Raw genomic sequence first — 22,615 nt, 5'->3', positions numbered from 1 at the left:
CCGACTCCAAGGATAGGTGGCCACACGGACGCGCTGGCCCACGGGCTCTTGCCGCCGGGCGAGGCGCTGCCATACTTACGACGCCGTAGGTTACGGAACCGTAGGGTCTCTCGTCAGGTCGCGGGAGCACCCCGGGTCCGTTTCCGGTACCTGCCCTCGACCCTCGACCCCACAGGGGACGCCCATGACCACAAGTTCCGATGTGATCGAAGACGCCCCGAAGGCGAACGACGACCCACTGACCTCCGCCACGCTGGGCGGTGAGCAGAAGCGCTCGATCGAGCAGATCACGCTCCTGCTCTTCATCACCGTGCCGTTCCTGGCGCTGGTCGCGGCGGTGCCGCTGGCCTGGGGCTGGGGCGTGAGCTGGCTCGACCTGGGCCTGATGGTCTTCTTCTACTTCCTGGGCTGCCACGGCATCACGATCGGCTTCCACCGCTACTTCACGCACGGCTCGTTCAAGGCCAGGAGGCCGCTGCGGATCGCGCTGGCGATCGCCGGTTCACTGGCGGTCGAAGGGCCTCTGGTCCGCTGGGTGGCCGACCACCGCAAGCACCACAGATTCTCGGACGCGGAGGGCGACCCGCACTCACCGTGGCGTTACGGCGAGACCGTTCCCGCTCTGCTCAAGGGCCTGTGGTGGGCTCATGTCGGCTGGATGTTCGACGAGGAGCAGACGCCGCAGGAGAAGTACGCGCCGGACCTGATCAAGGACAGGGCGATCCGGACGATCTCCCGTCAGTTCGTGCTGTGGACGACGGTGTCCCTGGTGCTGCCGCCGCTGATCGGCGGGCTGGTGACGATGTCCTGGTGGGGCGCCTTCACGGCGTTCTTCTGGGGATCCCTCGTCCGGGTGGCGCTGCTGCACCATGTGACCTGGTCGATCAACTCGATCTGCCACGCGGTGGGCAAGCGCCCCTTCAAGTCGCGCGACCGCTCCGGCAACGTGTGGTGGCTGGCCGTGCTGTCGTGCGGCGAGTCGTGGCACAACCTGCACCACGCGGACCCGACCTCGGCCCGGCACGGCGTGGAGCGCGGCCAGGTGGACTCGTCGGCGCGGATCATCCGCTGGTTCGAGCGGCTCGGCTGGGCGTACGACGTGCGCTGGCCGTCACGCTCGCGTATCGATTCGCGCCGGAACAACGGCGAGAACGACTCCCGGCGCCGGAAGGAGCCCGTGGAGGCGGCATGATTGACGCCGTGGCGACCGACTCCAGCAGCACTCCCAGCAACGACAAGCCGCGGCGCGCGCGTCGCACCCGTATGACCGGTGCCGAGCGCCGCCAGCAGCTGCTGGAGATCGGTCGCACACTGTTCGCGGCGAAAGGCTTCGAGGGCACTTCGGTGGAGGAGATCGCGGCGAAGGCCGGGGTGTCCAAGCCGGTGGTCTACGAGCACTTCGGCGGCAAGGAGGGCCTGTACGCGGTCGTGGTGGACCGCGAGATGCGGCGCCTGCTGGACATGGTCACCGGCTCGCTGACCGCCGGGCACCCGCGTGAGCTGCTGGAACAGGCCGCGTTCGCCCTCCTGGACTACATCGAGGAGTACACGGACGGCTTCCGCATCCTGGTCCGCGACTCCCCCATCCCGCAGTCCACAGGCTCCTTCGCCTCCCTGATCTCGGACATCGCCACCCAGGTGGAGGACATCCTGGGCCGTGAGTTCAAGAGCCGGGGCTTCGACCCGAAGCTCGCCCCGCTGTACGCCCAGGCGCTCGTGGGCATGGTCGCCCTGACGGGTCAGTGGTGGCTGGACGTACGCCGCCCGAAGAAGGCCGAGGTCGCGGCGCATCTGGTGAATCTGGCGTGGCACGGTCTTGACGGGCTGGAGCAGAAGCCGCGGCTGATAGGCCATCGGAAGAGCTGAGGCACGACCGCTCGATCACCCGTTGCGATGACGCTCGTGCATTCCGGCGGCTGCCGTGGAACGGCTGGCCGAGGATCCCGTCCATGGGAGGAACCACGATTGCCGAGCCGCGTGCGGAATCCGACTGCCGCTGGCCGGTCCCGCCCGAGGGCGGATACACCGTGGACGATCTGTTCACGCTACCCGATCTCCCGCCGCACACCGAGCTGATCGACGGGACTCTCGTTTTCGTGAGTCCGCAGCGGAATTTCCACGGCACCGTGATCGACCTCCTGGTGGCTGGCTCCGCCGCACAGTCCCCGAGTCACTGAAGGTCCGCCGCGAAATGACCGTCGTCCTGGACCGCCGCAACGGCCCCGAGCCCGATGTCAGCGTCGTCCGCGCGGAGGCCGTCGGGGACTTGGAGCAGACCCGGTTCCGAGCCGAGGACGTCGTGCTCGCCGTCGAGGTCGTCTCCCCGGACTCCGAAGCCCGCGACCGCCAGACCAAGCCTCAGAAGTACGCAACCGCAGGCTCCCGTACTTCTGGTTGGTCGAGATGGCCGAGGGGAACCAACACCCGGTGGTCCGGGTCTAAGGGATCGATCCGGTGAACAAGACGTTCATGCTCACCGGCATCCACCACAAGACACTCGACCTCGACGCCCCGTTCGGCATCGACGTCGACATCACCCTGGAAGCGCTCCAGGCGATGTAGTGACCGGCTCCAGGAACTCCAGCCGGTTCCCCACAGGGTCCTCGGAGTAGAAGCGCCTGTACCCCGGCAGGTCGTCGTCCCAGGTGACCGTCGCACCGTGCGCGGCCAGTCGCTTGGCGTACGCCTCGATGTCCGTGACCCTGAGCCCCGGGTGCGCCTTCCTCGCGGGCCGGAAATCTCCTTCGATCCCCAGGTGGAGCCGCACCGCGCCCGCCTGGAACCAGCAGCCGCCGCGTGCGGCGAGCACCGGCGGCTTGGGGATCTCCGCCATGCCGAGTGCGTCCGCGTAGTAGGCGCGCAGCAGGTCCTCCGAACCGGGCGGGGCGGCGAGCTGAACGTGGTCGAGGGCGGCGAGCACCGGTCAGTCCTCCTTGCGGGCGACGGCGAAGATGCGACGGAAGGGGAAGACGGTGCCGTGGGCGGTGCCGGGGTAGGCCCCGCGCAGCGCCGTGCGGTAGTCGGCGAGGAACTCCTCGGCGTCGTCGCCCAGTTCGGTGAGGACCGGGCGCAGTCCCGTGCCCTTCACCCAGTCCAGGACCGGGTCCTCGCCCTCCAGCAGATGGAGGTACGTGGTCTCCCAGACGTCGGCCGCGCAGCCGAGGGCGGTGAGGCGCTCGAGGTAGACCTCGGGCGCGAGCACGGCGTCGTCGTGGCGCAGGGTGCCGGCGAGGCGGTCCTTCCAGCGGGTGGAGTGGGCGAGCGCACGCATCAGCCGGTGGCTGGGGGCGTCGAAGTTGCCGGGTACCTGGAAGGCGAAGGTGCCGCCGGGGGCGAGGCCCCCGATCCAGTCGGGGAAGCGGTCGGTGTGCTCGGGCACCCATTGCAGGGTGGCGTTGCTGATGATCAGGTCGTAGGGCTCCGCGGGTGTCCAGGTGCGGGCGTCGCCGTGACGGAAGTCGAGACGACCCCCGCCCAGGGTGGCGCCCTCGTGCTCGGTGCGGGCGCTGTCGAGCATCTCGGGCGAGTTGTCGTAGCCGGTGATGCGGGCGGTGGGCCAGCGGTCGGCGAGCAGGACGGTGACGTTGCCGGGTCCGCAGCCCAGGTCGGCGATGCGGGGCGGGTCGCCGGGGAGTTCGGGGACGCGGGCGAGCAGGTCGGCGAAGGGACGGGCACGGTGGCCGGCGTGGCGCAGATACTGGCCGGGGTCCCAGGTGGGGGCTGCGGCAGGCATGGGTGGGGCCTCCTCGAAGTCACCGGGTGGTACGGCTGAGGTGTGGTCCAGCCTCACACCTTGATCTCTCGACGTCAAGAGACTCCACATCAAGAGACTTCATGTCGACACAACCACTACACTGATCGTCATGGAGGACGAGGTCGATCGGCTGGTCGCATCGTGGCGCCGGGAGCGCCCGGACCTCGACGTGGAACCGCTCGAGGTACTCAGCCGGGTCAGCAGACTGGCCCGGCACCTGGATCGTGCGCGCCGGCTGGCGTTCTCCGAGCACAGCCTGGAGCCCTGGGAGTTCGACGTGCTCACCGCGCTCCGGCGGGCCGGCAGCCCCTATCAGCTCTCCCCCGGACAGTTGCTGACCCAGACGCTGGTCACCTCCGGCACCATGACCAACCGCATCGACCGGCTGGCGAAGAAGGACCTGGTGGAGCGGCTGCCCGATCCCAGCGACCGACGGGGTGTGCTGGTCCGCCTCACGGAGGAGGGCCGGGACCGGGCGGACCTGGCGCTCGCCGGGCTGCTGGAGCAGGAGCGGGCGATCCTCGCGGAGCTGAGCCAGGCCCAGCGCAGTGAGCTGGCCGCCCTGCTACGCCAGCTGACCGCCCCGTTCGACAACATCCCCGGCTAGCTCGACCGGTCCCACGCCGGCCCGGCGGGCGAGGGCGACCGCGGCGAGGGTGGAGTGGACGCCCAGCTTCCCCAGGACGTTCTGCATATGGGTGCGCACCGTGTGCGGGGACAGGAACAGCCGCTCGGCGACGGCCTTCCTGCCCAGCCCGGCGACCATGCACTGCAGCACCTCCCGCTCCCGTGGCGTCAGGGACTCCACCAGGCGCTCGCTCTCGGTACGGTGCTTGCGGGCGGCCGTCAGTTCGCGCAGGACCCCGGTGAGCAGGGCGGGCGGAAGGTGGGTCTCGTCCCGCAGCACGCCTCGGATGACCGTGAGCAGCCGGGACAGCGAGCAGTCCTTGGCGACCCAGCCGGAGGCGCCCGCCTGCAGGGCGACGGCGGCGCGGCGCGGGTCGTCCTTCTCGGCGAGCACGACGGTGCGCACGCTCGGCTGCGCGGAACGGACACCCGCGACGAGGGAGATGCCGTCGACGAGGCCGTCCTCGTTGCCGTCCTGCACGGGGACCGCGGGGCGCGAGCCCGGGACGTTGCCGCCGAGGTCCGCGTCGACGAGCATCACGTCGAATCTGCGGCTCTCCGCCACCGCCCGCTCCAGGCAGCGCAGCGCGGCCGGACCGCTGCCCGCCGCGGACACGTCGACGTCCGGCTCGGCGGCCAGGGCGGCGGCGAGCGACTCGGCGAAGATGCGGTGATCGTCGACGACTAGTACTCGGATGCGAACCACACAAACCCCCACTGCTCGGGGGACGACCGGCGCGGGTACGGCGCCCGAGTGCTCCCCGGTTCATCGCCTGGGACGGGGCGACGCGCAACCGCACGGCCGCCGCCGTGCTGGAACTGCTACCCCCACCCCGGGCGTCGTACCCGCCTTGTCTCGCCCCCTGATCAGCGCCGGCCCCCACCGGCGCTGTTCACAGCGTAGGGCCGCCGGCCGGGAGCGGAAGGGAATTTGCAGAACTGGTTGGCGGGCGCGTTTATGGTGAGCCGCATGTTTCGTATCGAGACGGAAGTCGACAAGGATCGGCGTGATCTGCTCCGCGCTCGGCTGCGTGGGACGAACACGGCGGCGTCACCGGTGCTGGCCGCGCTGCGCGGAACGCCCGGCGAACGCGAGATCCCGCTCCACGTCTGGGCGCTGGATACGGCGGGGGACATGGCGGGCGGGCTGGTCGGCCACACGTGGACGACATGGCTGCACGTCGCGTACCTGTGGGTGGACGACCGCCACCGGGGGGCGGGCCTCGGCACGCGCCTGCTCGCCGAGGCGGAGCGCCTGGCGCGCGAGGGGCGCGGCTGCACGGCCGCACGCCTGGAGACCTGGGGCTTCCAGGCCCCGGAGTTCTACAAGAAGCAGGGCTACGAGGTGGTGTGCGTGATCCCCGACTATCCGCCCGGGATCACGGAGTACACGCTGACCAAGACGCTGGGGCCGGCGGTGTCCGGCACGTCGGGCACGTCCGGCGACTGAGGACGAGGCCGTTCGGGCCGAAGGGTGCCGGGCGCGATCCCCGGGAAGGGCCGGACGCAAGCCCCTGGAAGGGCCGGACGCAAGCCCCGGGAAGGACCGGACTCAGCCCAGCCGCCGGGCACCGGCCGACGGCACCGCCGGGAACACCCGGGGTGCTGTGAACCCGGCGGCGCCGAACGCCTCCTGGATCGCCTTGGTGACGGTGTCCGCCTCCGGCGCCTCCACTAGGACGATCGCCGAGCCGCCGAAGCCGCCGCCCGTCATCCGGGCGCCCAGCGCACCCGTGGTGTTCGCCGTGTCCACCACCAGGTCCAGCTCCGGGCACGAGATGCGCAGGTCGTCCCGCAGGGAGAGGTGGCCCTCCGTCAGCACGGGCCCGATCGCCCGGACGTCGCCCGCGTCCAGCAGGGCGACGACCCGGTCGACGCGGTGGTCGTCGGAGACGACGTGCCGCACATAGCGGCGCACCCGCTCGTCGGACAGGCGCGCGAGCGCGGCCCGGAGGTCCTCGTAGGCGATGTCCCGCAGGTGCGGGACGCCGAGCTGCCGCGCGCCCTCCTCGCACCCCGCGCGCCGCTCGGCGTACGCCCCGTCACCCAGCGCGTGCCTCACTCGGGTGTCGACGACCAGCAGCGCGAGGCCCCGGGAGGCCGGGGCGAAGGGGATCTGCCGGATCGACAGGTCGCGGCAGTCGAGGTGCAGGGCGTGGCCCTCGGTGCCGCACGCCGACGCCATCTGGTCCATGACGCCGCACGGCACGCCCACGAAGTCGTTCTCCGCGCGCTGGGCGAGCCGTGCCAGCTCGGGCCGCGTCAGGCCGAGCCCGTACAGGTCCCTCAGGGCCAGGCCGGTCACGACCTCCAGCGCCGCCGATGACGACAGACCCGCGCCCGTGGGCACCGTCGAGGACAGGTGGACGTCCGCGCCGGTGATCGCGTGGCCCGCCGCGCGCAGCGCCCATACGACACCGGCCGGATACGCGGCCCAGCCGGTGTCCGTCAGCGGCTCCAGCGCGTCGACCCGCAGTTCGACGACGGGGCCCGCGACGTCTGCCGAGTGCAGTCGCAGCACGCCGTCGTCACGGCGCGAGACAGCCGCGACCGCGGTGTGCGGCAGGGCCAGCGGCATCACGAACCCCTCGTTGAAGTCCGTGTACTCGCCGATCAGGTTGACCCGGCCCGGTGCCGCCCAGACGCCCTCGGGAGCCGTCCCGTACAGGTTTTCGAAGCCCTCGCGTACGCCCACCTACCGCTCCCCCGCGATGTTCTGTGCGAACTCCCACGCATCCGCGACGATTCCCGCGAGGTCCGCGCGGGAGGGGTTCCAGCCCAGCCGCTCGCGGGCCGTGGCCGCGGAGGCGACCAGGACCGCCGGGTCGCCGCCGCGGCGCGGGGCCACTACCTCCGGGACGGGGTGCCCGGTGACGCGGCGCGCCGTCTCGATGACCTCCCGCACGGAGAAGCCGTTGCCGTTGCCGAGGTTGCAGATCAGGTGCTCGCCGGGCGCGGCGGCGTCCAGCGCCAGCAGGTGGGCCTCGGCGAGGTCCGCGACATGGATGTAGTCGCGGATGCAGGTGCCGTCCGGCGTCGGGTAGTCGTCGCCGAAGATCGAGACGGCCTCACGCCTGCCCAGCGCTACCTGGAGGACGATCGGGATGAGGTGGGACTCCGGGTCGTGCCGCTCGCCGCAGCCGCCGTACGCGCCCGCCACGTTGAAGTAGCGCAGGGACACGGCGCCCAGGCCGTGTGCGGCCGCCTCGCCGCCGATCATGTGGTCGACGGCGAGCTTGGTGGCACCGTACGGGGAGGTCGGCGCGGTCGGGTCGGACTCCGTGATCGGGGTGCTGACCGGCTCGCCGTAGGTCGCCGCGGTTGAGGAGAAGACGAGCCTGCGCACGCCTGTCTCGCGCATGGCGGCGAGCAGTGCCATGGTGCCGCCGACGTTGTTGTCCCAGTACTTCTCGGGCTTGGCCACCGACTCGCCGACCTGCGAGAACGCGGCGAAGTGCAGGACGGCGTCGTAGGAGGGGTCCAGCCACTTGGCGGCGTCGCGGATGTCGCCCTCGATGAAGGAAGCGCCGGCCGGGACCCCCTCGCGGAAGCCGGTCGTGAGGTTGTCGAGGACGACGACCTCGTGCCCCGCGTCCAGCAGGTGCTGCGCGACCACGCTGCCCACATAGCCCGCACCGCCGGTGACCAGGTACTTCCCACTCATGAACTCGCTACCTCTCGCAGTCGCTCAGCCGCGGCTTCCGGCGGCACGTCGTTGATGAACACGTTCATGCCGGACTCGGAACCCGCGAGGAACTTCAGCTTGCCGGAAGTGCGGCGGATGGTGAAAAGCTCGAGGTGGCACGCGAAGTCGTCGCGGCTGACCCCCTCGAACTCCTCCAGGGCGCCGAACGGCGCCTGGTGCCAGGCGGCGATGTACGGCGTGGGCGGCTCGCCCGCGGCGTGCTCCCCGCCCGCGCCTCCGTCGAAGATCCGGTCGAAGCGCCTCAACAGTTCCAGATAGACCTGGGGGAACTCTGTGCGTGCCGCCTCGTCGAGCACGAGCAGGTCGGGGACGCGCCGCCGGGGATAGAGGTGGACCTCGTAGGGCCAGTGCGCGGCGTACGGCACGAAGGCCACCCAGTGCTCCCCCTCCAGGACGACGCGCTCGCCCGCGAGTTCGCGGGCCACGACCGCGTCGAACAGGTTCTCCCCGCCGGTCGCCTCCCGGTGCGCGGCGAGGGAGCGCAGCATCAGGGCGGTGCGCGGGGTGGTGAAGGGGTACGCGTAGATCTGCCCGTGCGGGTGGCCCAGGGTCACGCCGATCTCCGCGCCGCGGTTCTCGAAGCAGAACACCTGCTCCACGGCGGGCAGGTGGGACAGTTCCGCGGTGCGGTCCGTCCAGGCGTCCAGGACCAGCCCCGCCTGCTCCTCGGTCAGGTCGGCGAAGGAAGCGTCGTGGTCGGAGGTGAAGCAGACGACCTCGCAGCGGCCGAAGGGGCCGGCGAGCGAGGGGAACCGGTTCTCGAAGACCACGACGTCGTAGGTGGAGTCCGGGATCTCGCTCAGCCGCCCGTCCCGGGAGGGGCACAGGGGGCACTCGTCGGCCGGCGGGTGGTACGTGCGGCCCTGGCGGTGCGAGGCGATCGCGACCTGGTCTCCGAGCAGCACGTCGCGGCGGATCCCGGAGGTCGTGACGGTCCGCTCCAGCGGCCTGCGGTCGACCGCTTCCCGCACGGCGTCGTCACGCAGGTCGTAGTAGATGAGCTCACGACCGTCGGCCAGCCGGGTCGAGGTCTTCTTCACGTCGGACTCTCCATCTTGAGCCACTCACCAAACAGAACCCAACACACCAAAACACAAGTAACCACAACCGTCAACATCACAATCAAACAAAGGGCATCACCAGAAGTGTTCAATCACTGAACGCGGAGGCATAGGTTCCGCTCTGGATCAGTTCGCAGACGAAGCGAGTTCTCATGCAAACCCCCACATATCTGTCGGCCGGGCTACGGCTCTCCGCCAACGGGCTCGACTACGCGATTCTCGGGATCTACTTCGTGGTCGTCCTGGGCATCGGCTTCGCCGCCCGCCGCTCCGTGCAGACCAGCCTCGACTTCTTCCTCTCGGGACGCTCCCTGCCCGCCTGGATCACCGGCCTGGCCTTCATCTCGGCCAACCTGGCCGCCACCGAGATCCTGGGCATGGCCGCCAACAGCGCCCAGTACGGCGCCTACACGGTCCACTGGTACTGGATCGGCGCCATCCCGGCGATGGTCTTCCTCGGCCTGGTGATGATGCCCTTCTACTACGGCTCCAAGGTCCGCTCGGTCCCCGAGTTCCTGCTGCTCCGCTTCGACAGGTGGGCCCACCTGCTGAGTTCGATCCTGTTCGCGTTCGCCGCGATCCTGATCGCGGGCGTCAACCTCTACGCCCTCGCGATCGTGGTCGAGGCGCTGCTCGGCTGGCCGCAGTGGGTGGCGATCGTCGTCGCCGGCTTCTTCGTCCTCGCGTACATCACCCTCGGCGGTCTCTCGTCCGCGATCTACAACGAGGTGCTGCAGTTCTTCGTGATCCTGGCGGCCCTCATCCCGATCACCGCCCTCGGCCTGAAGAAGGTCGGCGGCTGGGGCGGCCTGACCGACTCCCTGGCCAGGACGCACGGCCACAACTTCGTCACCGCGTGGGGCGGCACCGGCATCGGCAGCGCCAACCCGCTGGGCGCCAACTGGCTGACGATCGTCCTCGGCCTCGGGTTCGTGCTGTCCTTCGGCTACTGGACCACCAACTTCGCCGAGGTGCAGCGCGCCCTGTCCGCGAAGAACCTCTCCGCGGCCCGGCGCACCCCGCTGATCGCCGCGTTCCCGAAGGTCTTCATCGTCTTCCTGGTGATGATCCCCGGCCTGGTCGCCGCCGTCCTCGTACCGAAGATCGGGACCTCGGGTTCGGACCTGCAGTACAACGACGCGATCCCCTACCTGATGCAGGAGTTGCTGCCCAACGGCGTGCTCGGCATCGCGGTGACCGGTCTGCTGGCGGCGTTCATGGCGGGCATGGCGGCCAACGTGTCGTCCTTCAACACCGTGTTCACCAACGACATCTGGGCGAAGTACGCGGTCAGGAGCCGCGAGGACGGCTACTACGTGAACTTCGGCCGCCTCATCACGGCCGTCGGCGTGCTCGCCTCGATCGGCACGGCCTTCCTGGCCTCGTCGTTCTCCAACATCATGAGCTACCTGCAGACGCTGTTCTCCTTCTTCAACGTGCCGATGTTCGTGGTCTTCGTCGTCGGCATGTTCTGGAAGCGGGCGTCGACGAAGTCCGGCTTCTGGGGCCTGCTCGCGGGCACCACCGCCGCGATGGTGAACTACTTCGTCATCTACGGGCAGGGCATCATCGCCATCCCCTCCGACCAGGGGGCCAACTTCGTCTCGGCGATCGCCGGCTTCGTGGCGGGCGCCGTCGTGATGGCCGCCGTCTCTCTGTTCACCACGCCGAAGCCCGGCGAGGACCTCCAGGGCCTGGTGTACGGCACCCTCCCCCAGTCTCGGCTTCGCTCGACCGGGGGGACCCCCATCCCCGGCATGGCCGAACCCCCCGCCGTGGGCGACGACGCCTGGTACCGCAAGCCCGCCCTGCTCGGCTGGGGCGCCGTCGTCCTCGCCGCCGCCTGCTACATCCCGTTCTCGCTCTGACCACGGGAGGATGGAGAGACCATGTCCGAGTACTCCGAGCGTGACGTCCAGCGCGAAGTCACCGATCTGGAGGGGAAGTCCGCGACCGCGGCCCGCCTCTTCGACATCCGCCGCATCATCGGCGGCCTGTTCGTGATCTACGGCGTCATCGTCATGATCGCGGGCTTCACCGCCTCCGACGCCGCCATCGAGAAGGCCGAGGGCGTCAACATCAACCTGTGGACCGGCCTGGGCATGCTGCTGCTCGGCCTGTTCTTCCTGGCCTGGCTGAAGCTGCGCCCGACGGTACCGCCGCCGGTGGACGCGCCGTCCGAGGACGGCCGGACGGACGAGCGGCCGTCCGGGTAGCGGACGCCCCGCCTGGCGTCCGTCGGCCGGACGGCCCGGCCTCGCGCCCGCCGGCACCCGGGGCCGGCGCCGTCACGGTGGCGCCGGCCCCGCCGTCCCTCACCGCGGCCCGCCCTCCCGCGGCACGATGTGGTGCACCGGGCCCGCCCGGTCCAGCAGCCCCGTGCGGGCCGCGAGCGCCGCCGCCTCCAGACGCGACCCCACCCCCAGCTTCATCAGGACCCGCTGCACATGGGTGCGGGCCGTCGAGGGCGCTATGCCCATGCCGGCCGCGATCAGCCGGGTGTCCTCGCCGTCCGCGACCCGCACCAGGACCTCCACCTCGCGCGGTGTGAGCATCTCCAGCAGCCGCTGGCCCTCGTCGTCCGGCTGGGCCGCCGGGTGGAGCAGCTCGCCGAACGCCCCCTGCAGCAGCTGCGGCGCCACGGCCGCCTCTCCCGCCCGCGCCTTCATGATCGCCCGCTCGACGCCCTCGATGCGCTCGTCGTGGCGCACATAGCCCGAGGCGCCCGCGGCGAACGCGGCCGCGATGCCGCGCGGGCTCGGCACCGGGCCGAGGACCAGCACCGCCACCTGCGGCCGTTCCCGCTTGATGCGCACCACCGGGTCGAAGACCCCCGGCTCGGCGGGCGTCGCCGTCCCCAGCAGGCACACCTCCGGTGCCCTGGCGATCACCAGGTCCGCCGCGCCCGCGGCGGGCGCCGCCGCGGCCAGCACCCGGTGCCCCCGCAGCTTCAGCGCCGAGGCCAACGCCTCGGCCAGCAGCCGGTGGTCGTCGACCACCATCAGCCGCACTCCCATCGAGAACCCCCCAGTCCGCCCACGGACGCCCCCTGTGGACGTCCACGGTCCCGCACGGACAGACGCCCCCCGGCGCGCCCCCTGCCTGCACTGACCCCGGAAGCTACACGCTTGTTCGACGTTGCGCTGCCCCTACCGGTGAGAAGTGCCCCGGATTACCGAAATCCAGCCCTTTCGCGCCTGATGAGGAATACGCGAAAGGCCCCGCCCCTGAACTGGAGCGGGACCTTCGTGTGCGCGCCCCGCGCGCTACTTCGCGCCGAAGCCGAGCGCCGTGTACCGCTTCTCGTTCGCCGAATACGGTTTGCTGACCAGATCCTTGCCGAAGAACAGCCGCCCGTCGGTGTAGAGCAGTTCGGACGACTTCGGGACCATGCTGCTGATGGCGCTGAGCACGGTCTGCGAGGCCGGGGTCTCCAGCAGCTTCGTCTGCTTCAGCGTCGTGCCGTCGACCGAGACGACCTGTGAGCCCTTGTCGTACGGGCCGTCCTTGTAGGCCAGGATGTTCCCGCCGTCCATCCGGATCGGGAATATCTCGTATCCGTCGCCGGCGTCGATCTTGTCACCGGTGGTCTTCCCGCTGGCCAGCGAGAACGCGATGATCTCGTTGGTCCGGCTGTAGTCGGCCGATCCGTCGTGCTGCTTGGTCGGGACGTACAGCTTGTCGTTGCCGACCGCGATCGCATGGCAGTCATGGACCTTGTTGACGCCGCAGTCGTGCTCGTACTGGCCGTCCGCCAGCGTGATCTTCGTACGCAGCTTGCCGCTGTCGTCCAGCGAGAAGACGTCCGTGACACCGGAGGCGGTGACCTCGCCCGAGTCGACGCCGAAGACGACCGGCTTGGTGGAGATGACCTTGGCGTTGTCGATGCCGCTGGGGAGCTTGTACGTCCACTTGACGGCGCCGCTCTTCCGGTCGAGCAGCTGCACCTCGTAGGTCTCGTTGCCGTAGTCGCCGCACTTGCGCACGGCGACCAACTGCTCGCCGCCCGCGTAGCCGACGTCCTCGCACGCGCCGACCTTGGGCTGCCACAGGACCTTGCCGGTGGTCACGTCGAAGGCGGCGCCGCCGTCGTAGCCACCGCCGACCGCGACCGTGCTGCCGCTGATCGAGACCTCGTCGAACGCGATCGGGCTACTGCCGTTGGAGACCGACTTGGTCCACAGCTTCTTGCCGGTGGCGACGTCGAACGCGGTGATGTCGCTGCACGGCTTGCGGTCGCTCGCGCCCGACCGTGTGCCGGACTCGCTGACCACGGCGGCGATGCCGGAGGAGGTGATCTCCGGTGAGGCCGCGCACGTCTGCCCGTTCAGCGGCAGCGTCCACTTCGTCGCGCCGGTGTCCGGGTCGTAGCCGACGATCTTGCCGATGCCGGCCTTCGCGTAGACGGAATCGGTGAGCCAGGAGCCGGCGACGCTGTCGATCTCCTGCTTGTCCGTGATCGTCGGCGCGGGCAGCTGGAAGAGGACCTTGCCGCTGGGGTCGGACGGGACCTTCTCCTTGGCACCGCCGGAGCCACCGGTACCGCCGGAGCCCCCGGAGCCGCCCTTGGAGCCGTTGCCGCCGCTCGTGCCGGAGGCGGAGTGCTTGTCCTCGCCCTTGCCGGACGAGCTGTTGGCGTACCAGACACCGCCGCCGACGATCAGCGCGATGGCCGCCACCGCCGCGACGATGATCCACACCTGGGCGCCGGGCCCCTTGCGCCCGCCCTGCGCGGCCTGCGGCTGCATGGGGAGCGTCGGTCCCTGCGGATAGCCGTAACCGGGCTGGCCGTAACCGGGCTGCTGCGGCTGCTGCGGGTAGCCGTACGGCTGCTGTGGCGCTGCGGGGGGCGGGGTCTGCGGCTGCGGGTAGCCGTACCCCGGGCCCTGCGCGGGTGGCGGGGGCGTCTGGGGAGGCGTCGGCGGGGGCGGGGGCGGCGTCTGGGGCGCGCCGAACCCACCTGAAGGCGGGTCCTGCGGGGCGCCGAACCCACCGGAAGGCGGGTCCTGCGGGGCGCCGAACCCACCGGAAGGCGGGTCCTGCGGGGCGCCGAACCCACCGGGAGACGGGTCCTGCGGGGCGCCGAACCCACCGGAAGGCGGGTCCTGCGGGGCGCCGAACCCACCTGAAGGCGGGTCCTGCGGGGCGCCGAACCCACCTGAAGGCGGGTCCTGCGGGGCGCCGAAGCCTCCGGGAGGCGGGTCCTGCGGGGCGCCGAACCCACCGGAAGGCGGGTCCTGCGGGGCGCCGAACCCACCGGAAGGCGGGTCCTGCGGGGCGCCGAACCCACCGGAAGGCGGGTCCTGCGGGGCGCCGAACCCACCGGGAGACGGGTCCTGCGGGGCGCCGAACCCACCGGGAGACGGGTCCTGCGGGGCGCCGAAGCCTCCGGGAGACGGGTCCTGCGGGGCGCCGAAGCCGCCCGGCGGCTGGTTGGGGGGCGGGGGCGGCTGGCTCATGACGTGACTACCTCGAAGGACGGAAGGATGGCGGGCGGGAACACGGGAGTCGGCGGCCGGGTCACTTGCCGTAGGCCAGCATCAGCTTCTCCTTCGACTGGGTGCGGCCCGACAGCCGGGTCGTGGAGATGTAGAAACGCCCGTCCACGTAGTCGATGGCCTTGGAGAAGAAGCTGCTCTCGATCTGCGCGGCGCCCGAGGGGTTCTGCAGCAGCCTGGTCGTGGTGTGGGCGGTGCCGCCCGTGGCGATGGAGACGATCTGGCCGCCCGCGTCGTACGACGGCTCGACATAGGCGATCAGGTTTGTGCCGTCCGTCTTCAGCGGCAGCATCGACTCGTCCGCCGGGGACTTCACCCGCCACTTCTCCTTGCCGGTGTCGAGGCTGATCGCGACGATCTCGTTCGGGCCGGTCTTCGCCTCGGTCGGCAGGTACAGGGTGGCGGCGTCGGCCACCGCACCCGTGCAGCCCTGCAGATCGCGGTCGAGGATGGCCCAGCCGCACTCGGGCGCGAAGGACTCGTCGACGTCGACCTGGGAGCGCAGCGAGCCGTCGTTCTTCAGCGTGGAGACGTTCCACTGCTTCTTGTCCTCGTTGGTGAGGTACAGGACGACGGGGTCGACGGAGTAAGTGCGTGCGACGGTCCAGCCCTTGGGTATCTTCCTGGTCCACTTGGCCTTGCCGGTCGCGGGGTCCAGTTCCTGCACCTCGTCGTGGGTGTTCGACCCGCCGGCGCCGCAGGACGCGACGGAGATGATCCGGGCGCCGCCCGCGAACGCGGTCGGGAAGCACGCCGAGCCGTACCGCTGCTTGTCCCACAGCTTCTTGCCGGTGGCGACGTCGTAGGCGGTGCCGGACTGCGAGCGGCCGACCATCAGCGTCTTCCCGGTGATGGTGAGGTCGACGGTGAGCGTGCTGTCGAACAGGTCGCCCTCGGCGACCTGCGCGCTCCAGCCCTTCTTGCCGGTGCCGAGGTCGATCTGCTGGAGCTGGTTGCACTTGGCGTTGTCGCTGATGCCGCTCATATAGGCGACGACGACCTTGTCGTCGGCCGTCTTCTGCGGGGTGACCGCGCAGATCTTCTGCGGGAAGGTGATCGGGTCCCAGGTGGGTTTGCCGTTGCCGACGTTGTAGGCGAAGACCTGCTTGTAGGCGGCCTTCACCGCCGCCTTGCCGGTGATCCACATGCTGGGGGCGTCGGCGCCGGAACCGGGCGCGTCGGGCGCCTCCTTGTACCACAGGACCTTCGCCTCACCGGCCTTGCGGCCCTCGTTGAGGTTCTGCGGGTCCTCGCCGCCGTTGCCGCTGCCGTCGCCCGGGTCCACCGGGGACGACGCCGTCGAGGACGGCTGGGAGCTGTGGCTCTTGTCGGCGACGGGCTTCTCGTCCCCGCCCCCGCCGCCGCCGCCGGTGACCGCGTACACGGTGCCGCCTATGACGACCAGCGCGGCGACCGCGGCGCCCACGGCCAGCGCGGGCTTGCCCTTGAAGGGGTTCCTGGAGCCGCCGCCGGGCGGCGGGGTGGGGGCGCCGGGATACGGGGACGACTGCTGCGGGTAGCCGTAGCCGGGCTGGGGCATGGCGTAGGGGCCGGGCTGCTGAGCGTACGGGCCGGGCTGGGCGTACGGGCCGGGCTGGGCGTACGGGCCGGGCTGGGCGTACGGGCCGGAGGGCTGCTGCGGATAGCCGTACCCCGGCTGCGGCGGCCCCGGGGGCTGGGTGGGCGGCGGAGGCTGCGTGGACGGGGGCGGCGGAGACGGCGGTGCGGCCTGCCGTGGATCCTGCGGAGCACCGAAGCCGCCCTGCGGCGGATCCTGCGGCGCTCCGAAGCCGCCCTGCGGCGGCTGGTCGGGCGACTGAGTCATCAGCGCGTTCCCCCCTCTTGACTGATGTGTCCCCCGCCCGTGGTCCTCGAAATCCGCCACGCCGGTGGTGCTCAGGGTGTTCTCAGACGGCCCTTTCTACCACTGCGAAGCCCTCGAAAACGGGGCCTGTACTGCCCCTGTTCCCAAGGGAGGACCGGCCCGTGATGCCCTCGTTACGCGTGCAGGTTCTCTGGGGGCATCCCCCCAGAGAACCTGCACGCGCCCTTCACGCGGCGTGCGCGCCGCGCAACCGAATCCCTAGGCCTCGTCGGCGAGTTCAAGCCAGCGCAGCTCCAACTCCTCGCGCTCGCCGATCAGTTCACGCAGTTCCGCGTCCAGTACGGCGACCTTCTCGAAGTCCGTCGCGTTCTCGGCGATTTGCTCGTGCAGCCTGGTCTCCCGCTCGGAGAGCTTGTCCAACTGCCGCTCGATCCGCTGGAGTTCCTTCTTGGCGGCGCGGGCGTCGGCGGCGGACGCCGCGGGCTTGCCGGCCGCGGGTGCGGGGGCCGCGGCCGCGGCGGCGGCGGCCTCCTCCATGCGGTGGCGCCGCTCCAGGTACTCGTCGATACCGCGGGGCAGCATGCGCAGCGTGGCGTCGCCGAGGAGGGCGTACACCGTGTCCGTGGTCCGCTCGACGAAGAACCTGTCGTGCGAGATCACGACCATGGAGCCGGGCCAGCCGTCGAGGAGGTCCTCTAGCTGGGTGAGGGTCTCGATGTCGAGGTCGTTGGTGGGCTCGTCGAGGAAGAGGACGTTGGGCTCGTCCATCAGGAGGCGCAGGAGCTGCAGGCGTCGGCGCTCACCGCCGGACAGGTCCCCCACCGGGGTCCACTGCTTCTCCTTGCCGAAGCCGAAGGTCTCGCACAGCTGGCCGGCGGTCATCTCGCGCCCCTTGCCGAGGTCGACGCGGTCGCGGACCCGCTGCACGGCCTCCAGGACCCGCCACGCGGGGTCGAGTTCCGCGACCTCCTGCGAGAGGTAGGCGAGCCTGACGGTCTTGCCGACTGCGATCCGGCCGCCGACCGGCTGCCGCTCGCCCTCGCTGCGCGCGGCGTCGGCCATGGCGCGCAGCAGCGAGGTCTTGCCGGCGCCGTTGACCCCGACGAGGCCGACGCGGTCGCCGGGGCCGAGCTGCCAGGTGACGTGCTGGAGCAGCACCTTGGGGCCCGCCTGCACGGTGACGTCCTCAAGGTCGAACACCGTCTTCCCGAGCCGCGACGACGCGAACCTCATCAGCTCGCTGCGGTCCCGGGGCGGCGGCACGTCCTGGATCAGCTCGTTGGCGGCCTCGACGCGGAAGCGGGGCTTGGAGGTGCGGGCGGGCGCGCCGCGCCGCAGCCAGGCCAGCTCCTTCCTGACCAGGTTCTGCCGCTTGACCTCCTCGGTGGCGGCGATGCGCTCGCGTTCGGCGCGGGCGAAGACGTAGTCGGAGTAACCGCCGTCGTACTCGTGGACCGTGCCCCGCTGCACATCCCACATCCGGGTGCACACCTGGTCCAGGAACCACCGGTCGTGGGTGACGCACACGAGCGCGGAGCGGCGCTCGCGCAGGTGCCCGGCGAGCCAGGCGATGCCCTCGACGTCGAGGTGGTTGGTGGGCTCGTCGAGGACGATCAGGTCCTGCTCGGCGATGAGCAGCTTGGCCAGCGCGATACGGCGCCGCTCGCCACCGGACAGCGGGCCGATGACGGTGTCGAGCCCCTGCGGGAACCCGGGCATGTCGAGCCCGCCGAACAGCCCGGTGAGCACGTCCCTGATCTTGGCGTTGCCCGCCCACTCGTGGTCGGCCATGTCCCGGATGACCTCGTGGCGGACGGTGGCGGACGAGTCGAGGGAGTCGTGCTGGGTGAGCACGCCCAGGCGCAGCCCGCCGGAGTGGGTGACGCGGCCGGAGTCGGCCCCCTCCAGCTTGGCGAGCATCCGGATCAGGGTGGTCTTGCCGTCGCCGTTGCGTCCGACGACCCCGATCCTGTCCCCTTCGGACACGCCGAGCGAGACGCCGTCGAGCAGGGCACGGGTGCCGTACACCTTGCTGACGTTCTCGACATTGACCAGGTTGACGGCCATTTCACTCCTGCGCACGGGGATCGGATCAGCCTTCAAGCGTAGGGCCTCCGGGAGGGGATGCGGGCGGCGAGGTGATCGTCACTCTTTGTGGTGACGTGATGGCTGATCGGCGGCTACGGTGGGAATCAGGCCGCAAGGATCCCGCCCATGGGAGGAACCATGATCGCCGAGTCCACCGAGCAGTCTCGCTGGCCGATGCCGCCGATGGACGGTTACACCGTGGACGACCTGTTCGCGCTTCCGGATCTCCCGCCGCACACCGAGTTGATCGACGGGAGTCTGGTCTTCGTGAGCCCGCAGCGCTGTTTCCACTTCGCCGCGATCGACCTGCTGGTGAGCGGCTTGCGCCGCACCTTGCCGCCCGACCTCAAGGTCGCTCGCGAGATGACGGTGGTACTGGACCGGCGCAATGGACCCGAACCGGACATCTCCGTCGTGAAGGCCCGCGCCAGGAAGGGGCCCCTGCAGACGCACTTCGAGGCCGAGGACGTCGTGCTGGCCGTCGAAGTCGTCTCTCCCGAGTCCGAGTCGCGGGACCGCTTCACCAAGCCGCACAAGTACGCCGCGGCCGGTATCCGCCACTTCTGGCTGGTCGAGATGGCGAACTCGGGCGGCCATCCGGCCGTTCAGGTCCACGAACTGGGTGAGACCACCGGCACCTACGCCCTGACCGGCATCTATCACGACCACATCAAGGTCGACGTGCCTTACCCCATCGACATCGACCTGACCGCCATCGACGAACTCTGAGCCCCGGTCGCCGTCACCCGGCCGCGCCCCGCCCCCGTCCCGCCCGCTCCACCAGCAGCCAGCCCGCGAGCGTCATCAGCACGGCCGCGGGCGCGGTGACCCGGACCGCTATCAGCAGTGCCGAGCGGCCCTCCAGGAGTCCCCCGAAGCCGACCATCGACAGGCCGAGCACCCCGAAGAGGCACAGGGTGACGCCGAGCGCGGAAGCGGGTCCCGCCCAGGCGCGCGGCGCACTCGACTCCCGTGCTCCCGAGGGTTTTTCGGCGCTCCGGAAGACGGCCACCAGGACCCCGGTGAGCGTCGCAGCGGCCGTGATCCGCAATGGTACCTGTATCCACCACGCACCCGAACCGGGCTCCGGCAGCCGGGCGCCCGCGGCGAACAGCACGCCGTAGACGCCGAGCATCGCCGTGAGGTGCCACAGGAACGCCGTCATGGAGACGCCGTTGACGGCCACGACCGTGCGCCACACGCGTGGCCGCCGCAGCCACCGCGCGGCGGGGGCGCGCAGCAGTTCCACCGCCCCGACGAGCCACAGCCCGTGGCACAGCAGCGCGAGCGTGGGCGGCGCCATGTTGGAGACCTTCTCCCCGGGCATCCCGACCATCGACAGCGGGTACGGCCCGCAGGCCACCAGCAGCGCGGCACCCGCGAGCCCGGCCCCGGCCAGGAGGTACGGCCGGCTCAGCCTCCCGTCCGCCCGCAGGAACCCCAGCTGGTGGATGGCGAGCCAGACGAAGGCGAAGTTCAGGAACTCCGCATAGGGCACGCCCAGGCCGAAGCGGAGCAGGTCGACGGCCGCGACCGCGGCGAGCAGCATTCCGAGCGCGCCCCACCCCCATCGCTCATGCAGCCTCAGCAGCGGCGGCGTGCAGGCGACCATCGCGAGATAGATCCCCACGAACCACAGCGGCTGCGCGACCAGCCGCAGGCTGATGTCGAGCAACCCGCCGCCGTGCCCGCTCAGTTGGAGGACGAGCGCCACGACACCCCACACAGCGATGAAGACGACGGTCGGCCGCAGCAGCCGCTGCAGCCGGGCGCGCAGGAAGACCGCGTAGGGCCGCTCGGTCCGGCGGCCGAGCGAGCGCGCCGAGAAGGCGTGGGAGAAGCCGCCGACGAAGAAGAACACCGGCATGACCTGGAACACCCAGGTCAGCAGCTGGAGCCGGGGCTGCAGGGCGAGCAGGTTCCCCACCCGGGCATGCCCGTCGGCGCCCACGGACACGGCCGCCATCAGCCAGTGCCCGAGCACGACGGTACCGAGGGAGGCGACCCGCAGAAGATCGACAAAACGGTCGCGGGACGCGGGGGTGGCGGCGGCAAGGTCGCTGGGTCTCATGGGGGTACGGTCGCGCGGACGCACGGGAGGCGTCAGCGCACTCGTACTCACATCGCTCCTGAGTACGTTTCCCTCAAACCCTGTGCGGGACCGGCGGGCTCAGAGGACGGTGGCCCCCGGTGCCGGGGACGGTGCCACGCGCGCGGTCCGGCAGGTGCCCGACGCCGCCAGGGAGCCGGCGATCCGCTCGGCGGCGGCCGCGTCCGACGCGAGGAACGCCGTCGTGGGCCCCGACCCGGACACCAGCGCCGCGAGCGCGCCCGCCGAGCGCCCCGCGGCCAGCGTGCCCGCCAACTCCGGGAACAGCGACAGCGCCGCCGGCTGCAGGTCGTTGGAGACCGCCGCCGCGAGCGCCGCGGCGTCCCCCTTGGCCAGCGCGTCGAGCAGGTCCTGCGAGGCCACCGGCCCGGGGACCGGCAGGCCCTCGGCCAGCCGGTCGAACTCCCGGAACACCGCCGGGGTCGAAAGCCCCCGCCCGGCCATCGCGAACACCCAGTGGAAGCTCCCGCCGACCTCCAGCGTCTCAAGGCGCTCGCCCCGCCCGGTGCCCAGCGCCGCCCCACCCACCAGACTGAACGGCACATCACTGCCCAACTCGGCGCAGATGTCGAGCAGTTCCTCGCGGGAGGCTCGCGTGCCCCACAACCTGTCGCACGCCACCAGCGCGCCCGCGCCGTCCGCGCTGCCGCCGGCCATGCCGCCGGCGACGGGGATGTCCTTGGCGATGTGGATGTGCACGGCCGCGTCGAGCCCGCGGCGTCCGGCGAGCGTCAGCGCCGCCCGCGCCGCCAGGTTCGTCCGGTCGAGCGGCACCTGCGCGGCGTCCGGCCCCGAGCAGGTGACGCGCAGTTCGCCGGCCGGGGTCACGGTGATCTCGTCGTAGAGGCCGACGGCGAGGAAGACGTTCGCCAGGTCGTGGTAGCCGTCGGGGCGGGCGCCGCCCACCGCGAGCTGCACATTGACCTTGGCCGGGACGCGTACGGTCACGCTCACTGCCGGTCCGACTCCTTGTCCTTCGCGATGCGGTCGTCCGCCGTGCGGTCGTCCGCCGTGCGGTTTTCCGCCGCGCGGTGCTCTGCCACACGGTTCTCTGCCACACGGTTCTCTGCGATGCGGTTCTCTGCGATGCGGGCGAACTCCTCGACCGTCAGGGACTCACCGCGCGCCTGCGGCGAGAGGCCGGCGGCGACGATCGCGGCCTCGGCCGCGGCGGCCGAGCCGGCCCACCCGGCGAGCGCGGCCCGCAGCGTCTTGCGCCGCTGCGCGAAGGCCGCGTCCACGACGGCGAACACCTCCTTCTTCGAGGCGGTGGTCCTGACCGGCTCGGCCCGCCGGACCAGCGAGACCAGCCCGCTGTCGACGTTGGGCGCGGGCCAGAAGACAGTGCGCCCGATGGCTCCGGCGCGCTTGACGTCCGCGTACCAGTTGGCCTTTACGGACGGCACCCCGTACACCCTCGACCCGGGTGCGGCGGCGAGCCGGTCGGCGACCTCGGACTGCACCATCACCAGCGTCCGCTCGATGCTCGGGAAGGTGTCGAGCATGTGCAGCAGGACGGGCACGGCGACGTTGTACGGCAGGTTCGCGACGAGCGCGGTGGGAGCGGGGCCCGGCAGCTCGCGCACGTGCAGGGCGTCGGAGTGCACCAGCGCGAACCGCTCGGCGCGCTCGGGCATCCGCGCGGCGATGGTCGCGGGCAGCGCCGCCGCCAGGACGTCGTCGATCTCGACGGCGGTGACGCGCTCGGCGACCTCCAGCAGCGCCAGCGTCAGCGACCCGAGCCCGGGGCCCACCTCCACCACCACGTCGTCGGGGCGCACCTCGGCGGTGCGCACGATGCGCCGCACGGTGTTGGCGTCGATGACGAAGTTCTGGCCGCGCTGCTTGGTGGGGCGTACGCCGAGGGCCGCCGCGAGTTCACGGACGTCGGCGGGCCCCAGGAGGGCGTCGGAGGTGGGGCTGCTCACGGACCAAGGGTACGGGGC

Annotated in this window: 20 protein-coding genes and 1 pseudogene; 8 read left to right on the top strand and 13 right to left on the bottom strand. The window is 71.2% G+C overall.

Annotation, left to right across the window (positions count from 1 at the left end; translation table 11 throughout):
- The first annotated feature begins 184 nt into the window (after positions 1-184).
- The 3 genes and pseudogenes from ACFSL4_RS30060 to ACFSL4_RS30050 all read left to right on the top strand — a co-directional run bounded on the left by ACFSL4_RS30060 (position 185) and on the right by ACFSL4_RS30050 (position 2,562).
- Entirely contained in the window at positions 185-1,192 is a 1,008-nt protein-coding gene (locus ACFSL4_RS30060; protein WP_381089762.1) for an acyl-CoA desaturase, read from the top strand.
- Entirely contained in the window at positions 1,189-1,866 is a 678-nt protein-coding gene (locus ACFSL4_RS30055) for a TetR family transcriptional regulator (protein ID WP_381089759.1), read from the top strand. The genes ACFSL4_RS30060 and ACFSL4_RS30055 overlap by 4 nt, the downstream gene beginning before the upstream one ends.
- A gap of 83 nt (positions 1,867-1,949) precedes the next feature.
- Positions 1,950-2,562: pseudogene (locus ACFSL4_RS30050) on the top strand (Uma2 family endonuclease).
- Here ACFSL4_RS30050 and ACFSL4_RS30045 read toward each other — a convergent pair.
- Both ACFSL4_RS30045 and ACFSL4_RS30040 read right to left on the bottom strand, forming a co-directional pair.
- Positions 2,534-2,920 carry a VOC family protein gene (locus ACFSL4_RS30045; RefSeq protein ID WP_381089756.1) on the bottom strand — a complete coding sequence of 129 codons (387 nt, stop codon included), beginning with the start codon at positions 2,918-2,920 and terminating at the stop codon, positions 2,534-2,536. The pseudogene ACFSL4_RS30050 and the gene ACFSL4_RS30045 overlap by 29 nt on opposite strands.
- 3 nt (positions 2,921-2,923) lie before the next feature.
- Positions 2,924-3,733 carry a trans-aconitate 2-methyltransferase gene (locus ACFSL4_RS30040; RefSeq protein WP_381089753.1) on the bottom strand — a complete coding sequence of 270 codons (810 nt, stop codon included), beginning with the start codon at positions 3,731-3,733 and terminating at the stop codon, positions 2,924-2,926.
- A gap of 130 nt (positions 3,734-3,863) precedes the next feature.
- Here ACFSL4_RS30040 and ACFSL4_RS30035 point away from each other — a divergent pair, with 130 nt between their 5' ends.
- Entirely contained in the window at positions 3,864-4,361 is a 498-nt protein-coding gene (locus ACFSL4_RS30035; protein ID WP_381089750.1) for a MarR family winged helix-turn-helix transcriptional regulator, read from the top strand.
- Here the strand turns inward: ACFSL4_RS30035 and ACFSL4_RS30030 are convergent.
- Positions 4,320-5,087 carry a LuxR C-terminal-related transcriptional regulator gene (locus tag ACFSL4_RS30030; RefSeq protein WP_381089747.1) on the bottom strand — a complete coding sequence of 256 codons (768 nt, stop codon included), beginning with the start codon at positions 5,085-5,087 and terminating at the stop codon, positions 4,320-4,322. The two genes, ACFSL4_RS30035 and ACFSL4_RS30030, sit on opposite strands and share 42 nt — an antisense overlap.
- 252 nt (positions 5,088-5,339) lie before the next feature.
- Between ACFSL4_RS30030 and ACFSL4_RS30025 the strand changes: the two genes are divergently transcribed.
- Complete coding sequence (locus ACFSL4_RS30025) at positions 5,340-5,831, top strand: GNAT family N-acetyltransferase (protein WP_381089744.1); 492 nt, start codon at positions 5,340-5,342, stop codon at positions 5,829-5,831.
- A gap of 102 nt (positions 5,832-5,933) precedes the next feature.
- Here the strand turns inward: ACFSL4_RS30025 and galK are convergent, their stop codons facing one another.
- The 3 genes from galK to galT are packed head-to-tail and all read right to left on the bottom strand — an operon-like array spanning position 5,934 to position 9,127.
- Positions 5,934-7,076, bottom strand: coding sequence for a galactokinase (gene galK, locus ACFSL4_RS30020; protein WP_381089742.1), 1,143 nt, complete (start codon positions 7,074-7,076; stop codon positions 5,934-5,936).
- On the bottom strand, positions 7,077-8,045 hold the full coding sequence (galE, locus tag ACFSL4_RS30015; RefSeq protein WP_381089739.1) for a UDP-glucose 4-epimerase GalE: 969 nt from the start codon (positions 8,043-8,045) through the stop codon (positions 7,077-7,079). It lies immediately after the preceding gene.
- Complete coding sequence (gene galT / locus ACFSL4_RS30010) at positions 8,042-9,127, bottom strand: galactose-1-phosphate uridylyltransferase (protein ID WP_381089736.1); 1,086 nt, start codon at positions 9,125-9,127, stop codon at positions 8,042-8,044. Before galT ends, galE begins: the two co-directional genes overlap by 4 nt.
- 173 nt (positions 9,128-9,300) lie before the next feature.
- On the opposite strand from galT, the gene ACFSL4_RS30005 reads away from it, so the two are divergent.
- Both ACFSL4_RS30005 and ACFSL4_RS30000 read left to right on the top strand, forming a co-directional pair.
- A complete protein-coding gene (locus ACFSL4_RS30005) occupies positions 9,301-11,016 on the top strand; it encodes a sodium:solute symporter family protein (RefSeq protein WP_381089733.1) in 1,716 nt (571 codons plus the stop codon).
- 21 nt (positions 11,017-11,037) lie between these two features.
- Positions 11,038-11,364 (top strand): hypothetical protein, encoded by a 327-nt coding sequence (locus tag ACFSL4_RS30000; protein ID WP_381089730.1) that lies wholly within the window; start codon positions 11,038-11,040, stop codon positions 11,362-11,364.
- Positions 11,365-11,463: 99 nt separating this feature from the next.
- Here the strand turns inward: ACFSL4_RS30000 and ACFSL4_RS29995 are convergent, their stop codons facing one another.
- The 4 genes from ACFSL4_RS29995 to ACFSL4_RS29980 form a co-directional block, all read right to left on the bottom strand.
- Positions 11,464-12,165 carry a helix-turn-helix transcriptional regulator gene (locus ACFSL4_RS29995; protein ID WP_381089727.1) on the bottom strand — a complete coding sequence of 234 codons (702 nt, stop codon included), beginning with the start codon at positions 12,163-12,165 and terminating at the stop codon, positions 11,464-11,466.
- Positions 12,166-12,414: 249 nt separating this feature from the next.
- A complete protein-coding gene (locus ACFSL4_RS29990) occupies positions 12,415-14,607 on the bottom strand; it encodes an outer membrane protein assembly factor BamB family protein (protein WP_381089724.1) in 2,193 nt (730 codons plus the stop codon).
- A 61-nt stretch (positions 14,608-14,668) separates the two neighbouring features.
- Positions 14,669-16,471, bottom strand: coding sequence for an outer membrane protein assembly factor BamB family protein (locus tag ACFSL4_RS29985; RefSeq protein WP_381089721.1), 1,803 nt, complete (start codon positions 16,469-16,471; stop codon positions 14,669-14,671).
- Positions 16,472-16,729: 258 nt separating this feature from the next.
- Entirely contained in the window at positions 16,730-18,538 is a 1,809-nt protein-coding gene (locus ACFSL4_RS29980; RefSeq protein WP_381089718.1) for an ABC-F family ATP-binding cassette domain-containing protein, read from the bottom strand.
- A 159-nt stretch (positions 18,539-18,697) separates the two neighbouring features.
- Here ACFSL4_RS29980 and ACFSL4_RS29975 point away from each other — a divergent pair, with 159 nt between their 5' ends.
- Positions 18,698-19,288: a Uma2 family endonuclease gene (locus ACFSL4_RS29975; protein ID WP_381089810.1), complete on the top strand. Its 591-nt coding sequence runs from the start codon at positions 18,698-18,700 to the stop codon at positions 19,286-19,288.
- Positions 19,289-19,301: 13 nt separating this feature from the next.
- On the opposite strand, the gene ACFSL4_RS29970 is transcribed toward ACFSL4_RS29975, so the two are convergent.
- The 3 genes from ACFSL4_RS29970 to rsmA all read right to left on the bottom strand — a co-directional run bounded on the left by ACFSL4_RS29970 (position 19,302) and on the right by rsmA (position 22,597).
- Positions 19,302-20,630, bottom strand: a complete 1,329-nt coding sequence (locus tag ACFSL4_RS29970; protein ID WP_381089715.1) for an acyltransferase family protein — start codon at positions 20,628-20,630, stop codon at positions 19,302-19,304.
- A gap of 99 nt (positions 20,631-20,729) precedes the next feature.
- Positions 20,730-21,623, bottom strand: coding sequence for a 4-(cytidine 5'-diphospho)-2-C-methyl-D-erythritol kinase (locus ACFSL4_RS29965; protein ID WP_381089712.1), 894 nt, complete (start codon positions 21,621-21,623; stop codon positions 20,730-20,732).
- A complete protein-coding gene (gene rsmA, locus ACFSL4_RS29960) occupies positions 21,620-22,597 on the bottom strand; it encodes a 16S rRNA (adenine(1518)-N(6)/adenine(1519)-N(6))-dimethyltransferase RsmA (protein ID WP_381089709.1) in 978 nt (325 codons plus the stop codon). Before rsmA ends, ACFSL4_RS29965 begins: the two co-directional genes overlap by 4 nt.
- Positions 22,598-22,615: the final 18 nt, after the last annotated feature.

The organism is Streptomyces caeni, assembly GCF_042678285.1.
GTDB lineage: Bacteria > Actinomycetota > Actinomycetes > Streptomycetales > Streptomycetaceae > Streptomyces > Streptomyces caeni.
The sequence above is the reverse complement of the archived record's forward strand: the minus strand, read 5'-3'. Positions and strand labels throughout refer to the sequence as shown.